Source organism: Polaribacter filamentus, from assembly GCF_002943715.1.
GTDB lineage: Bacteria > Bacteroidota > Bacteroidia > Flavobacteriales > Flavobacteriaceae > Polaribacter > Polaribacter filamentus.
The window spans coordinates 275656-290435 of record NZ_MQUA01000004.1 but is presented as its reverse complement, the minus strand read 5'-3'; the positions used below and the strand labels follow the sequence as shown (position 1 = coordinate 290435).

Annotated in this window: 11 protein-coding genes and 1 pseudogene; 5 read left to right on the top strand and 7 right to left on the bottom strand. The window is 29.5% G+C overall.

The features are described from left to right. The first annotated feature begins 160 nt into the window (after positions 1–160). Together BST83_RS01265 and BST83_RS01260 are read left to right on the top strand one after the other, a co-directional pair. Positions 161–1669, top strand: a complete 1509-nt coding sequence (locus BST83_RS01265) for a peptide MFS transporter (protein WP_104808224.1) — start codon at positions 161–163, stop codon at positions 1667–1669. A 115-nt stretch (positions 1670–1784) separates the two neighbouring features. After that, positions 1785–2330 (top strand): thioredoxin family protein, encoded by a 546-nt coding sequence (locus BST83_RS01260; RefSeq protein WP_104808223.1) that lies wholly within the window; start codon positions 1785–1787, stop codon positions 2328–2330. Between the two features lie 5 nt (positions 2331–2335). On the opposite strand, the gene BST83_RS01255 is transcribed toward BST83_RS01260, so the two are convergent. The 5 genes and pseudogenes from BST83_RS01255 to surE form a co-directional block, all read right to left on the bottom strand. Beyond that, positions 2336–4357, bottom strand: coding sequence for a ComEC/Rec2 family competence protein (locus BST83_RS01255; RefSeq protein WP_104808222.1), 2022 nt, complete (start codon positions 4355–4357; stop codon positions 2336–2338). A gap of 34 nt (positions 4358–4391) precedes the next feature. After that, positions 4392–4871: a C40 family peptidase gene (locus tag BST83_RS01250; protein WP_104808221.1), complete on the bottom strand. Its 480-nt coding sequence runs from the start codon at positions 4869–4871 to the stop codon at positions 4392–4394. Positions 4872–4877: 6 nt separating this feature from the next. After that, positions 4878–5989 (bottom strand): annotated as a pseudogene (lpxB, locus tag BST83_RS01245) (lipid-A-disaccharide synthase). Further along, positions 5990–6277: a hypothetical protein gene (locus tag BST83_RS01240; RefSeq protein WP_104808220.1), complete on the bottom strand. Its 288-nt coding sequence runs from the start codon at positions 6275–6277 to the stop codon at positions 5990–5992. Further along, positions 6265–7035, bottom strand: coding sequence for a 5'/3'-nucleotidase SurE (gene surE, locus BST83_RS01235; RefSeq protein WP_104808219.1), 771 nt, complete (start codon positions 7033–7035; stop codon positions 6265–6267). Before surE ends, BST83_RS01240 begins: the two co-directional genes overlap by 13 nt. Positions 7036–7265: 230 nt before the next feature. Here surE and BST83_RS01230 point away from each other — a divergent pair, with 230 nt between their 5' ends. After that, a complete protein-coding gene (locus tag BST83_RS01230; RefSeq protein ID WP_104808218.1) occupies positions 7266–9434 on the top strand; it encodes a carboxy terminal-processing peptidase in 2169 nt (722 codons plus the stop codon). Between the two features lie 43 nt (positions 9435–9477). After that, on the top strand, positions 9478–9927 hold the full coding sequence (locus BST83_RS01225) for an acyl-CoA thioesterase (protein ID WP_104808217.1): 450 nt from the start codon (positions 9478–9480) through the stop codon (positions 9925–9927). 58 nt (positions 9928–9985) lie between these two features. On the opposite strand, the gene BST83_RS01220 is transcribed toward BST83_RS01225, so the two are convergent. Next, positions 9986–10966, bottom strand: coding sequence for an NADPH:quinone oxidoreductase family protein (locus BST83_RS01220; protein WP_104808216.1), 981 nt, complete (start codon positions 10964–10966; stop codon positions 9986–9988). Positions 10967–11275: 309 nt separating this feature from the next. On the opposite strand from BST83_RS01220, the gene BST83_RS01215 reads away from it, so the two are divergent. Then, positions 11276–12862 (top strand): solute:sodium symporter family transporter, encoded by a 1587-nt coding sequence (locus tag BST83_RS01215; RefSeq protein WP_104808215.1) that lies wholly within the window; start codon positions 11276–11278, stop codon positions 12860–12862. An 826-nt stretch (positions 12863–13688) separates the two neighbouring features. On the opposite strand, the gene BST83_RS01210 is transcribed toward BST83_RS01215, so the two are convergent. Then, positions 13689–14741 (bottom strand): SGBP N-terminal domain-containing protein, encoded by a 1053-nt coding sequence (locus tag BST83_RS01210; protein ID WP_104808214.1) that lies wholly within the window; start codon positions 14739–14741, stop codon positions 13689–13691. Between the last annotated feature and the right edge of the window lie 39 nt (positions 14742–14780).

The window sequence follows — 14780 nt, the reverse complement described above, 5'->3', positions numbered from 1 at the left end:
AGAAATTATTCTTGAAAAAATTTGACCTATTTAGTATTCTAAATAAAAATACTAGGATGATAAAAGGAAGGAATACGCTTTTGAATTTGTTTTTAAAAAAGACTAATTTTAGTAACAAATATTTAATGAACACTAATAACCAAAAATAAAGGATACATATATGTCAAAATCAATTATTTCAACAGAAGAACAACAATTGTTCGGTCATCCAAAAGGATTATTTTATTTGTTCTTTGCAGAACTTTGGGAACGTTTTAGTTTCTATGGTATGAGAGCATTATTAATGCTTTACATGGTAGAAAAAATATTTAATGCCATTGTTGAGCGAGATACTGCATCTGCGGTAGTTTATGCATCTTATGGTTCTTTAGTGTATGCTTCAACCGTAATTGGTGGGCAAATTTCTGATAAAATACTAGGAATGAGAGCTTCAATTTTTTTAGGTGGAATTTTAATGGCTTTAGGTCATTTTATTTTAGCTGTAGAAAATGATATTGCGTTCTTTTTAGCATTGGCTTTAATTGTAGTTGGTAATGGCTTTTTTAAACCAAATATCTCGACTTTTGTTGGGGCTTTATATAAAGAAGGAGATGTTAGAAAAGATTCTGGTTTTACTATTTTCTATATGGGAATTAATATTGGAGGTATGGTTGCGCCATTTTTGTGTGGACTATTAGCTCTTAAATATGGGTATCATTATGGGTTTGGATTGGCAGGAGTGGGAATGTTAACTGGACTGATTGTATTTTGGAGAGGAATAAAAACTAATGTTTTTGGTGACAAAGGAATGCCACCAAGTAAAGAAGTTTATGAGAAAAAAATAATAGGTATTCCTCAAAAAACACTAATTCCAATTATTGCATTTTTATGTGCTCCTGGAATAGCTTGGTTATTGGCTTCATGGAAACATAATTATGTTAGTGGAATTTTTAAATTTATAGGTGTAGCTGTTTTAGTATATCTTGGGTATATTATTTATAATTTAAAAACCAATGAAGCTCGAAAAAAGTTATTTATGGCGGTTTTAATTACCTTTTTCATGACACTTTTCTGGGGTTTTCATGAATTGTCCGGTAGTGTAATTACTTTATTTGCGTCAAGAAATGTTGATCTAGATGGTATTATGAGCGCTAGTCAAACAAACGGATTAAATTCAATGTTCATTATCATTTTAGCAATTCCTATTTCACTTTTATGGGGTTATTTATCTAAAAAGAAAATGAACCCAAGAACTCCTTATAAATTTGGTTTAGGATTACTTTTAGCCGGTGCAAGTTTCTACATTCTATCTATAAGTGGTGCAAGCGCAAATGAAAACGGAATGGTTCCTTTCTACTATTTATTTGCAATGTATTTTATTATTTCTATTGGGGAGTTATTTATGTCTCCTGTTGGATTATCTAAAATTACAGATTTATCACCAAAAAATATTGTAGCTTTTATGATGGGAGTTTGGTTTCTATCATCTGCTTTTGCTTTTCAAATTGTAGGTTTTATTTCTGAACAATTGGCTGTAGAAAATATAGAAGGACGCGTTATTAATCCTTTAGATACATTAGAAATCTATACAGATGGCTTTCACTTAATTGCTTTATATGCAATTGGAGCTGGCGCAATCGTATTATTATTTTCTCCATTAATGAAGAAACTACTAGGTAACGTACACTAAAAAAACATCAATCAAAACCTCATAAACAAAAATTTGTGAGGTTTTTCTGATTTTAAAAATCTTTAAGAAAATCTTTTTATTGTAAATTTAGCAACTAATTTGAGAAATCATACCCATGAATAAAATAATTTTACTTTTAACCATTTTAGCGTTTAGTTTAAAAGCGACATCACAAGAAATAAAATGGCTTTCTTTAAATAAAGCTTTAGAACTTCAGAAAGAAAATCCTAAAAAAATAATGATGGATGTGTATACAAATTGGTGCGGACCTTGTAAACTTTTAGACAAAGAAACTTTTCAAAACCAAGATGTTGCAACGTATGTTAATGAACATTATTATGCAGTGAAATTTAATGGAGAAGGAAATGAAACCGTCAATTATAAAGAAGATTCTTATGGTAATCCTAACTACGATGAAACGAAGGCAAACAAAAGAAATAGTTCTCATGAATTTGCGAACTTTATGGGAATAAATGCCTATCCTACAATTGCCTTTTTAGATGAACAAGGCAATTTTGTACTTCCTCTAAAAGGTTTTTATAAACCACAGCAACTTGAGTTTTATCTTAAAATGCTCTTAGACGACAAACACATCCAGTTTACAAGTCAAGAAAAATTTAATGAATATAAAAAAGCTTTTATACCCAAATTTAAAAGTTAATATTTTTATTCTTTGTCATATACAAATGCTCCATTTATACCTGTGTAATAAAATGGAGTTTTTTCATTTTCACAGATAACTTTCCACCTATTTACAAAAGTTTTATAATTATTACCGTCTGCAATAATTTGTTTAGGATTGATTATTTTAATCAATCTTTCTAAATTTATTTTAGGTGAATATTGCAAAATAACAATTGGGTTTTTCAAGCCTTTAAGTTGATAAATTCCTATGCTATCAATGACTAAAATTTGCTGTTTTTCAAATTCAAAAAAGGAGGGGATATTCATATTAAAAGCTTGATCTACATTTTCTCCAATTCTATAGGAAGTTATAAAGTTTGATTTTTGAATACCCAAACTATCTAAATCATGATGCACTAATAGCTTTTGTCCTGTTCTAATTCCGATTACAGAATTTCTACTTTTATGAAAAACAATAAACTCCTTCTTTATTTTCTTTTGATGTGTTTCAAACACTAGAACGCTTTGTATAATTAGTATTGAAATTAAAAAATAGATCAACTTTCTAGCCGATTTATCAATTAAAAAACGCGCAGCAAAAATCACAAAAATATAGCACGAAACCATCAAAAAGAAAGACATAGAAATCTCTTTCCATAAAAACTGTTCTTGTTTAGAAATCCATCCTACAAAGTTGTTCATTAATGAAATTACAAATCCGTAAAACGTTCCTAAAAACTGAGGTAAAAAACCAATTAACGAAAAGAAAATAATTAAAATTCCACCAATTAAAATCGCTCCTAAAAAAGGAATGATTATCAAATTAGACAACCAAAACAAACTTGGAAACTGATGAAAATAAAATAAACTAAGCGGTAAAACACCAACTTGAGCGGCAAAAGAAACCGTAATTAATTGCCAAAATTTATCAACTATTTTAAACCTTGGTTTGTAACCTTTATACAATCTTGGTTGTATCCAAATAATACCAAAAACAGCTAAATAACTTAGTTGAAAACCAACATCAAACAAAAACATAGGCTTTAAAACTAACAAGAAAAACATGGAAGAAATCAATGAAAACTCAATCACATTTTTTCTTTGAAAAGCCAAACCAACTGCCAAAAAAGTAAACATTGTTACTGCTCGAACCACAGATGCAGAAAGTCCCGCTATAAAGGCAAACATCCAAAGAAATAAAACCACTAAAATTGTTTTGATAAATTTTCCTTTTTTTAGTCTTTCTAAAGGTTTAAAAATCCATGATAAAATGAGCAAAATGATACCCACATGCAAACCCGAAACTGCTAAAATATGTATGGCTCCTGCTCTTGTGTAATCTGCAATTAGTTCTTTAGAAATATCTTGTCTTTGTCCTAACAGCAATGCATTTATAACTGCTAATTCATCCGCTTTAAAATTAAATTTTTCAAGTGACTCTTGGATTCTATCCCTAAATTTTTCTGAAATCCCCAACAAAGAAAAACCTTGAAAACCTATTCTTTTAAATTGCTGATTTTCCAAAAATAACTGTTGATAAATCCCTTGTCTTTCTAGATAGTTTTTGTAGTTAAATTGATGCGGATTTAACGACGGATTTAACGTTTGAAAACTTGAATTCACGACGAATAACTCATCAACTTTTAAGGCTGTTGTTGAGCTGTCTTTTGCCACATTTAATAATACTTTTCCTATAGTTTTTACGGCATCAATTTGTATGATTTTAACCTCATATTTATCATGATAATAACCCGATTTTAAAACTTTATCAATCTTTAAAATTAGAGCAGAAGTTTCTTTTAAATGATTCTGATAATAGCTGCTATAATTTGAATCATTGTCAAAATAAGTAGCAGAGACACCAATAAAAAAGAACAAAATAAAGGACAGCAATGTTACTATTTTCTTATGCCTCACAATCCGCAAAAATAAAGAAATCGAAGCAATTAAAAAGAATAATTTTAGGAAACCAAATTGCCAAAATTGGTGAAAAAATTGCGTGTAAATTCCTAAAATAAGAAATCCAACAAAGTGTAAGGGTAAATAATTAAGTAACCTTTTCATAGCGAACTAAAGTTACAAAAATATTTTTAAAATACTATAAAACTTTTGTAGCTTTTAAAAAAGCGTTTTTCCAGTATTTTTCTGACAAACTAGAAATAACAACTCCTCTGCCATTTGTGGAGTGTATAAAATTTATTTCATTCGCTTCTACAGAAACTATTAGGCCAACATGATTAATGTTTTTACTTTTTCTACCCGTAATAAAAAATAATAAATCGCCTTTTTTAACTTGGTCTAATGCAATTGCAACCCCTTTATTTGCCATATACATTGACTGTCTTGGCAATAGAACATTTTCTATACTAAAAGACCTATAAACAAGACCTGAACAATCAAAACCATCCGTAGTAACGCCCCCTCTTCTATATTTTACACCTTCAAATTGCAAGGCATTGTAAACAACTTTATCCTTTACTGAAATTTCTTTACTTGGATCTATAATTAACGAACTTACAGTTCCGCAAGAACTCAGTATCAACAAGAATACCCAACAGGTAAAGCTTATTTTTTTCATTTAAATTTAATTTTTAATGCGTTCGTATATAGATTTTGCTACTTTTTTTGATGCTCCTTTACCTCCTAAAATTTTCTCTAATTCAAAATATTCTAAAAATAATTTTTCTCGATTCTTAGAATCTAAAATTTTTCGCAATGCTACTACTAATTTTCTTTTTTAAAATTATTTTGTATTAATTCTGTCACAACTTCTTTATCCATGATTAAATTTACCAAAGAAATAAATTTTAAAGTGATAATTCTTTTAGCAATTTGATACGAAATTGTACCACCTTTATAACAAACTACTTGCGGCACTTTAAACAAGGCTGTTTCTAAAGTTGCAGTTCCTGAAGCTACTAAAGCCGCAAATGAAATACTTAATAAATCGTAGGTTTTATTGTTGATAAAACACACTTTTCTATCACCAATTATTTGCTGATAAAAAGAAAAATCCTGGCTTGGTGCACCTGCAATTACAAATTCATATTCAGAAAAGTCACCAACCAAAGACAACATTACCGCAAGCATTTTTGTAATTTCCTGTTTTCTACTTCCTGGTAATAGTGCTATTATTGGTTTGGTTCCTAAATTGTGTTCTATTCTAAATTTATGAATATCAACTTGATTTCTATCAGCAATAGCGTCAATTAAAGGATGACCCACAAACGAAACTTCATAATCGTATTTTTTATAAAATTCTTTTTCAAAAGGAAGAATCACAAACATTTTATCGACATCTCTTTTAATATCTTGAACCCTACTTGCTCTGCTTGCCCAAACTTGCGGAGAAATATAATAATTCGTTCTAAAACCTTGCTGTTTTGCCCATTTTGCAATACGTAAATTAAAACCAGAATTATCTATAAAAATAAGTATATCTGGTTTAAATTGCGCAATATCTTTTTTACAAAATTTCATAAAACCCAACACTTTTGAGAGGTTTTTTAACACTTCAAAAAAGCCCATAAAGGCTCTTTCTTTATAGTGACTTACTAAAGTTCCGCCAACATTTTGCATTAAATCTCCGCCCCAAAAGCGAATATCTGCTTGTACATCTTCTTTGTACAATTCTTTCATTAAATTAGCACCATGTAAATCTCCAGAAGCTTCTCCCGCAATAATGTAATATTTCATTTAGAAAAACTTTAAAATTAATGTTGTTAAAGCGATTAAAATTGTAATAAATAAAACGCCTTTTGCTCTATTATCTTGTTTCTTTCTGATAAAAATAAAGAAGACAAATAAATTAGGAATTGCCGCTAATGACAAAATTTTTCCTAATAAACCACCCTCTTGAATCATCCTAAACGTTTCATTAAGATTGTTCTTTGAAAAATATTCTAGGTACAAGAAAATTCCTGCTGCAGTTGCAAAAAGTGAAATTAATGCACCAATAAGAATGTCTTTTTTTATAGTTCCCAAGAGTTTAATTTTTGAATCATGTGATGTGCCGTTAAATCAAACTGAACAGGTACAATTGAAATATAACCGTTTTCTAAAGCATATACATCTGTATCTTGCCCCTTATCTTTATTGATAAATTCGCCTGAAAGCCAATAATATTCTTTTCCGAAAGGACTTTTACGTTTGTCAAAAATCTCTTTCCAAACACCATTTGCTTGTCTACAAATTTTTATGCCATTTATTTCATCCGCTTTTAAATTAGGAATATTTACATTTAAAACAATTCCTTCAGGCAGGCCATTTAACAACGTATTTAAAGTGATCCTTTTAATAAATTCTTCTGCTGGCTTAAAATCTGCGTGCCATTTAAAATCTAATAACGAAAAACCAATTGCAGGAACACCTTCTATACCGGCTTCAATTGCAGCACTCATCGTTCCTGAATAAATAACATTTATAGAAGAATTTGAACCATGATTTATCCCAGAAACACACAAATCTGGTTTTTTATTTAAAATCTCACTAATTGCCATTTTTACACAATCGGCAGGAGTTCCAGAGCACGTATATTCCAATTGCGGACCATCATCAATGGTAATTGGGTTGCACGTTAAAACATTATCAACCGTAATTGCATGTCCCATACCGCTTTGCGGACTATCCGGAGCGACCACAACAACCTCTCCAATTTTATTCATTATTTTGATGAGTGCTCTAATACCTGGAGCTGTAATTCCGTCATCATTTGTTATTAAAATTAAAGGTCTTTCTTGCATAATTTATAGGTTTAAGATTCAAAGTTTATGATTGTTTATATCATAAAACTAAACTTGAAATACTAGATTTTTATTCTTTTAAGCAAATGTAATTTATTTTAAACAATATTCTTTTTAACATTTTGTAAAGAATAAAAATGTCTATTTTTATGTAAAATTATAAAATTAAAATTTTCGGTACTATTTTAGTAGTCTGAAATTAATAAATAATTAAAAACGATCGTAGATTTATGAAAACGAGATTTAAGTTTAGTACTATATTTTTAGCCATTACCTTATTAATAAATAGTTTTGCAATAAATGCATCACAAAAAAATAGCTTTTTAAATTCTGATCCAGAGAAAGATAAAGTTTTAATTTATGTGTTAAAAAATATTTTAACACGCGGCCATTTTGTTGCAAAAGAATTGAATGATGATTTTTCTGAAATAGTATACAAATCTTTTATTGATGGTTTAGACCCAAGTAAAAGGTACTTTACACAAGAAGATTTAAAGGACTTTTCTAAATACAAATATCAAATTGACAATCAACTATTAAAGGATGATTTAAGTTTTTACAACTTAGTTTATAATCGATTTTTAGCTGAAATAAAGAAAGCAAAATCGTATTATGGATCTTTATTAAAGCAACCTTTTGATTTTTCAAAAGACGAAACTATAGACATTGATTATGAAAAAGTTTCATTTGCAAAAAACAACAATCAATTAATCGATTATTGGAGAAAACAATTAAAGTTACAAACTTTAGGGAGAATTCAAGAACAGACGGAACTTCAAAAAGAAAAAGTAAAAAAAGATAAAAATTTTAAAGTAAAGTCTTTTACAACTTTAGAAAAAGAAGCGAGAGCAGAGGTTCTAAAAAATATGGATGAATTGTACATCCGAATCGAAGAGTTAGAAAGCGATGATTGGTTTACTACTTTTTTAAACTCGGTTGTTGGTGCATTTGACCCGCATACAACCTATATGTCTCCAAACATTAAGGATAAATTTGATCAAGATATATCGGGTAAATTAGAGGGAATTGGAGCTCGTTTACAAAAAAAAGGAATTTACACGCATGTTTTTGAATTGGTTGCTGGCGGTCCTGCATCAAAACAAGGAGACCTTGAACCAGAAGATATTATCTTAAAAGTTGCCCAAGGAGATAAAGAGCCTTTAGATATTGTTGGGATGCGTTTAGATGATGCCATAAAATTTATTAAAGGTAAAAAAGGAACAGAAGTTAAATTAACAGTAAAGAAAAAATTAGACGGTTCTATTAAAGTAATTTCCATTATTAGAGATGTAGTTGAACTAGACGAAACGTATGTAAAATCTAGTATTGTAGAAAAAAACGGTAAAAAATATGCAATTATAGACTTGCCAAGTTTTTATATCGATTTTGAAGATAAAAACTCTAGAGATTCTGCGAAAGACATGGAACAGGAAATTGAAAGATTAAAAGCAGAAAATGTTGTTGGCCTAATTGTAGACCTAAGAAATAATGGTGGTGGTTCTTTAAAAACTGCTATTGAAATATCAGGATTATTTATAGATCAAGGTCCTATTGTACAAGTAAAATATCGAGATGAAAATCCGGTTGTAAAAAATGATATAGATCCAAAAATTCAATGGGAAGGTTCTGTGGTTATTTTAGTAAATGAATTTTCTGCATCCGCTTCAGAAATTTTTGCTGCAGCAATGCAAGATTATAAAAGAGCTATTATTTTAGGTGGAAATCAGACTTACGGAAAAGGAACAGTGCAAAATATTTTGCCAATTAATCAGTTTTATCCAAAGTATGAAACTGATTTAGGATACTTAAAAATGACGATTCAAAAATTCTATAGAGTTAATGGCGGTTCCACCCAAATAGAGGGTGTTTATTCAGATATTGCTATGCCAAGTAGGTTTAGCTACATGAAGTTTGGTGAGCGCGATTTGGACGGCGCTTTGTCTTGGGACAAAGTACCACAAGCAAAATATACACAAACAAATTCGTATTCAAATTTTACTGATGTAATTTACAATAGCAAACAAAGAATTTCTTCGAGTTCTAACTTTCAACTAATAAATGAGTATGCTAAATGGTTGAAGAAAAACCAAGATGAAACTTCGTATTCTTTAAACTACAAAAAGTTTTTTGAAGACAGTGAAATAAAAGAACTAGAAGCCAAAAAGTTTAAATCTGTTTTTGATTACAAATCTAATTTAACTTTTTTATCACCAAAATATGAGCAACTTTTATTAAAAGCAGATAATAGTTTGGCTGATAAAAGAGTTTCTTGGCATAAAAATTTATCAAAAGACATGTATATTTCTGAGGCTTTAAATGTTATTAGTGAATTAAAATTAAGAGATAAATCTACTATTATAAAAATTAATGATATAAAATTTCAACAATTAAAAACCTGATACATTTCAAAAAAGTATCAGGTTTTTTTTTAAATTTCACCTTATGAGTTATCAAGTAACATTTGCCACAAAATGGTCTGATTTTGATCCAAATAGACACATGCGACACACGGCATATAATGAATATGCTGCAGAAGTAAGAGTTCGTTATTTTGCTGAACAAAATTTTTCTATTAAAGAATTTACCAAATACAACTTGGGACCTATATTATTTACAGAAGAAACATCCTTTAGAAAAGAAATTCATATTGGTGAAAACATTTCTGTAACCATTAAAGTCTCTGGACTTTCTGCAAATAATGAACGCTGGAAAATTGTTCATGAAGTTTTTAATGAAGCAGGCAAATTATCCGCAGTTATAAAAGTATTTGGTGCTTGGATCGATTTAACAAAAAGAAAATTAATTGCACCACCAAAAGAAGCTGAAGATTTATTCTTAAACGCCGTTAAAACGGATGATTTTGAGGAAATAATTTTAAAAAATAAAGCATAAAAAAATAAAACTATTACAAGACATAATAGTTTTATTTTTTAGTTGACGTTATAGAATATTACAACTCCATATCAATAACAATTTTACCTTTTGTTTTTCTTTGCATCATATCTTCTAAGGCTATTGGTCCGTTTTTTAGTGCATATATTTTATCAATATGTGGTTTTATAGCACCTTTTGCAAACCATTTTAATAATTGCTGAATGTTTTCTAAACTCTTTTTAGGTTCTTTTTGTGCAAAAGCTCCCCAAAAAACACCAACAATACTAGCACCTTTTAAAAGCGTTAAATTAATAGGAATTTTAGGAATTTCTCCATTCGCAAAACCAATGACTAAATGTCGTCCTTTCCAAGCAATTGCCCTTAAAGCTAACTCAGAAAAATGCCCTCCAACAGGGTCGAAAATAACATCAACTCCTTTTCCGTTTGTAATTTCTTTTATCCTATCTTTTAAACTTTCTTCAACATAATTAATCACTTCGTCTGCACCAAACTGTTTGCATAATTCTAATTTTTCTGCGGAAGAAGCAGCTGCAATTACTTTTGCTCCCATCAATTTAGCCAATTCTAAAGCTGTTAAACCAACACCGCCCGAAGCACCTAAAATTAAAATAGTTTCTCCTTCTTGCAAATCTGCTCTGTCTTTTAACGCATGGTATGAAGTACCATAAGCCAATAAAAAGGCAGATGCATTTACCATAGACATTCCGTTTGGTTTTGGGAAACAATCTTTGGCATTTACAATCGCTTTCTCTGCAAAACCGCCAAAAGGAATAAAACCAACAACTTCGTCTCCTACTTTAAAATGTGTAACATTTTCGCCAACTTCTGCTACAATGCCGGCAACATCACTTCCGGGCGAAAAAGGGAATTCTGGCCTAAATTGATATTTTCCTTGAATAATTAAGGTATCTGGAAAATTAACACTACAGGCTTTTACGGTGATTAAAAGCTGTCCTTCTTTTGGAGATGGCACATCTATCTCTTGATATTGTAATATATCAGGTGCGCCAAACTTATTGCATACAATTGCCTTCATTCTTAATATTTTTTGAGGAAGATACGTTTTTATCAATAAATTAAAAAATAATTTAATACTACTCAATAGATTCTACTTGTCAGTTTATATTTAAATACAGAACTTTTGAATCTTATTTTTGGGGTATCGTTTTGCAAGATTGACCAATGAGTGCAGTTATTTAAACGCATTAACCAATTAAAAATATAGTTCTTTTTGATGAGTCACTTAGACCCCTATATTTGACCAATAAATACTCTTATTGTAGTCAATTATTAGTTATGTTTGTGTTTTAGTACTCAATTTATAATCAACTCAACCAAAAACAACATGCAAATCATTACATTTTTAGGTTTTACAATTCTAGTAGCAGTCATCGCTTATTTAAAAACAAGAAACACAGATGAAGATTCTTCGGATGGATATTTTCTTGGAGGACGGAGTTTAACCGGCGTTGTTATTGCGGGTTCTTTATTGCTTACAAATTTATCGACAGAACAAATAGTCGGTTTAAATGGTGCTGCTTTTAAAGAAGGAATTCTAGTAATGGCTTGGGAAACCTTAGCTGCAATAGCAATGGTAGTTACTGCTGTTTTTTTACTACCTAGATATTTAAAAGGCGGAATTACAACTGTTCCACAATTTTTAGAGAGCAGGTACGATAAAATGACCAAAACAATTACTTCTGGTTTGTTCTTATCTGGATATGCAATTATTTTATTACCTATTGTATTATATTCTGGAGCTTTAGCTATAAACTCGATGTTTAGTGTGCCAGAAATGCTTGGTGTTTCTAAAAATGCTGCACTTTGGATTACCGTTTGGGGTATCGGAATAATTGGTTCTATTTATGCTATTTTTGGCGGATTAAAAGCAGTCGCTGTTTCTGATTTAATTAACGCTATTGGTTTGTTAATTGGAGGTTTAATGATTCCGTTTTTTGGATTGATGGCAATTGGAGATGGTAGTATTTCTGATGGAATATCAACTTTAATAGAAACAAATCCAGAAAAATTTAATTCTATTGGAGGTGCTGATTCTTCGATTCCTTTTGCAACTATTTTTACAGGAATGATGTTAGTTCAACTTTTTTATTGGGGAACAAATCAAGCAATTATTCAAAGAGCTTTAGGAGCAAAAAACTTAAAAGAAGGTCAAAAAGGATTATTATTAGCATCCTTTATAAAAATATTAGGCCCATTAATTGTAGTACTTCCTGGTATTATAGCGTTTCATATGTTTGGTAATACATTAGCAAATCCGGATGAAGCTTACCCAATGTTAGTAACAGAAGTATTGCCTAATTACCTAGTTGGTTTCTTTGCAGCCGTATTATTTGGGGCAATTTTAAGTTCATTTAATTCCGCTTTAAACAGTTCTGTAACTTTATTCGGAATTGACATTTATCAATCATATATCAACAAAGAAGCTTCAGAAAAACAAGTTGTTTGGGCGGGTAAAAAATTTGGAATTGTTTTAGCAATCGTTTCGATGTTTATTGCACCTTTATTAATGTATGCTTCGGATGGTTTATTTGGGTATCTACAAGAAGCTAACGGAATTTATAGTATTCCTATTTTAACCATTATTGTTGTAGGGTATTTAACAAAATTTGTACCTGCGATTGCCGCTAAGGTTGGAATCATTTCTGGTTCTGTTTTGTACATCATTAGTCAGTTTGTCATAAAACCAGCGGTTGGTGCAGAAAATTATCCGCATTTTTTACATGTAATGGCAATATTATTTGTCTTAAATATTATCATCATGTTAATCATCGGTAAATTAAGACCAAGGTCTATTGGATATGAACAAGTGTACACAAAACAAGTAGATATTACACCTTGGAAATACCTAAAAGTTACAGGTATTGCTATTTGTGTAATTGTTATTGGTATTTATATTTATTTTGCTCAATAATATTTTATCATTAGTGTCCGATTAAAAATATTTTCAGTTTGATAAACCCTTTTAAAATGTGCCATTCGATGAATTTTTTAAATGACACCTTGCTTTTTTTAAAATAATTTTATTACGATAAAGTAGCCAATTTTATTTTAAGTTATCGCTGTTTGTAAAATAGTTAAGATTAAGTTGAGGTTCTAAAAGCAAAGCAATCTTGAATCTTTTATACGGCAACAATAATATTTTATAAAACAGCATAAAAATTATTAAAATTTATAACTAGTGCTAAAATAGGCACACAGATAAATAACTGGCGAACAAGAAGTGAGTAGATATTTCAAGTCAAAATTTTAAGTGAAATAACCTTGGATAATATAATTACGGGAATAGAACCTGTTTTGCATTCGCGATTCTATGAGATTATCGATACAACAAATTTATAAAATTATTTTCACCCAAAACCCTATAAAATTTAATTACTAATTTCATAAGATATCAATTGGGTAGAACAAAAATTAGGGGAAAACTTATTTAAGAAACCTTATTACTATCACTTTAAAGTTAAACTAAAATTAACGTATACATGTCATAAAAAAGCGTGTGTTAATATGATAACTTTTTAGAATATAAGTGCAGAAATATAAAGAATAAGTACTTTTAAATTTCATTTGAAATATTTTGGTAATTAATTTTTATATTTTTTTAGCTATCGCATATATAACTAACTGTAATTTTATTTATTTAAAAATCTTCACTTTTTCTAATAAATAACTTATATAAATTTTTCATAGCATATTCTGTTTTTAACGAACTTCAAGTTAAATTAGGATTTCCATACCACTTATTCTACCAACACAAAATCGCCTTGTTCAACATATTCACAAGAAATACTATCTTCTTTACTACACTCATAAATCAAAAACATAAAAGCGAGTATTGCAAGTATTCTTAAACTATATTTTAATTTTTTTTCATATTTATTTTGTTTTAAAATTATATTTATAATTTTTAATTCATTTCCTATAGAAACAGAGTAAGAACCAGTGTCCAAATTTGTAAAAATCACTTCGCCATTTAATATTTTTTTTTCTAAAACTTTTTCACCATTACTAGTTATTGTCACAGCACTACCTTCTTGATTAGAGACTACTTTTATAGCGCCACCAATAGTGCAAACAGCATCTTTCTTGTAAAATTTAGTTGGTGTTTCTATTTGATTTACACTAACTACATATTCGGTTAATGTTGATTCGTCTTGAGATAAGACTTCGTAAGTTATTTCAGATGAAAAATCATCAATTGTTTCTCCTGACACCTGTTCTATTCTTTTTTTTAAAAGTTTACCACCTTCACTTATTGTAAATATAGGACTGAGGCTAGTTAAATCAGATGAATCATATATTACAATGTTTACATTACTATTATTTATATTCGAAGACACACTTGTCACATCCAGAAAATTAAAACTTACTAGTTCTGCTTTATCATTTAATGTTGGCTCAGCGATACTATACGATTGAAATAATGTGCCGTAGTGCTCTTCCTTTTTAAATAACACTTGTTTACTTACGGTTGTTATATTGTCACTCGAACCATCATATAATTTAAAATAAATAGATTCATTATTTGTATTTGAAAATACGGTGAGATAGGCATAATATGTGTCTTTGCTTTTTACATATGTTAAACTAGACGTCCCTCTGCAAGTATTTCCTACAAATGCACCTACTTTGTCATTGGCCCCAATCAACTGTTTTCCATTTAGATTAAGTTTTGTTAAAAACGTCATTGTATATTGATAGTCACTCTCATTTACACTCCAAGAAGGTGATTGTGCTAGGAGTACATTGAAATAGAAATGAAATATAACAAAAATTATAACTGTTTTTTTCATACATGTATATGTTATTCAGAAAAGCTTCTATACAGGAGC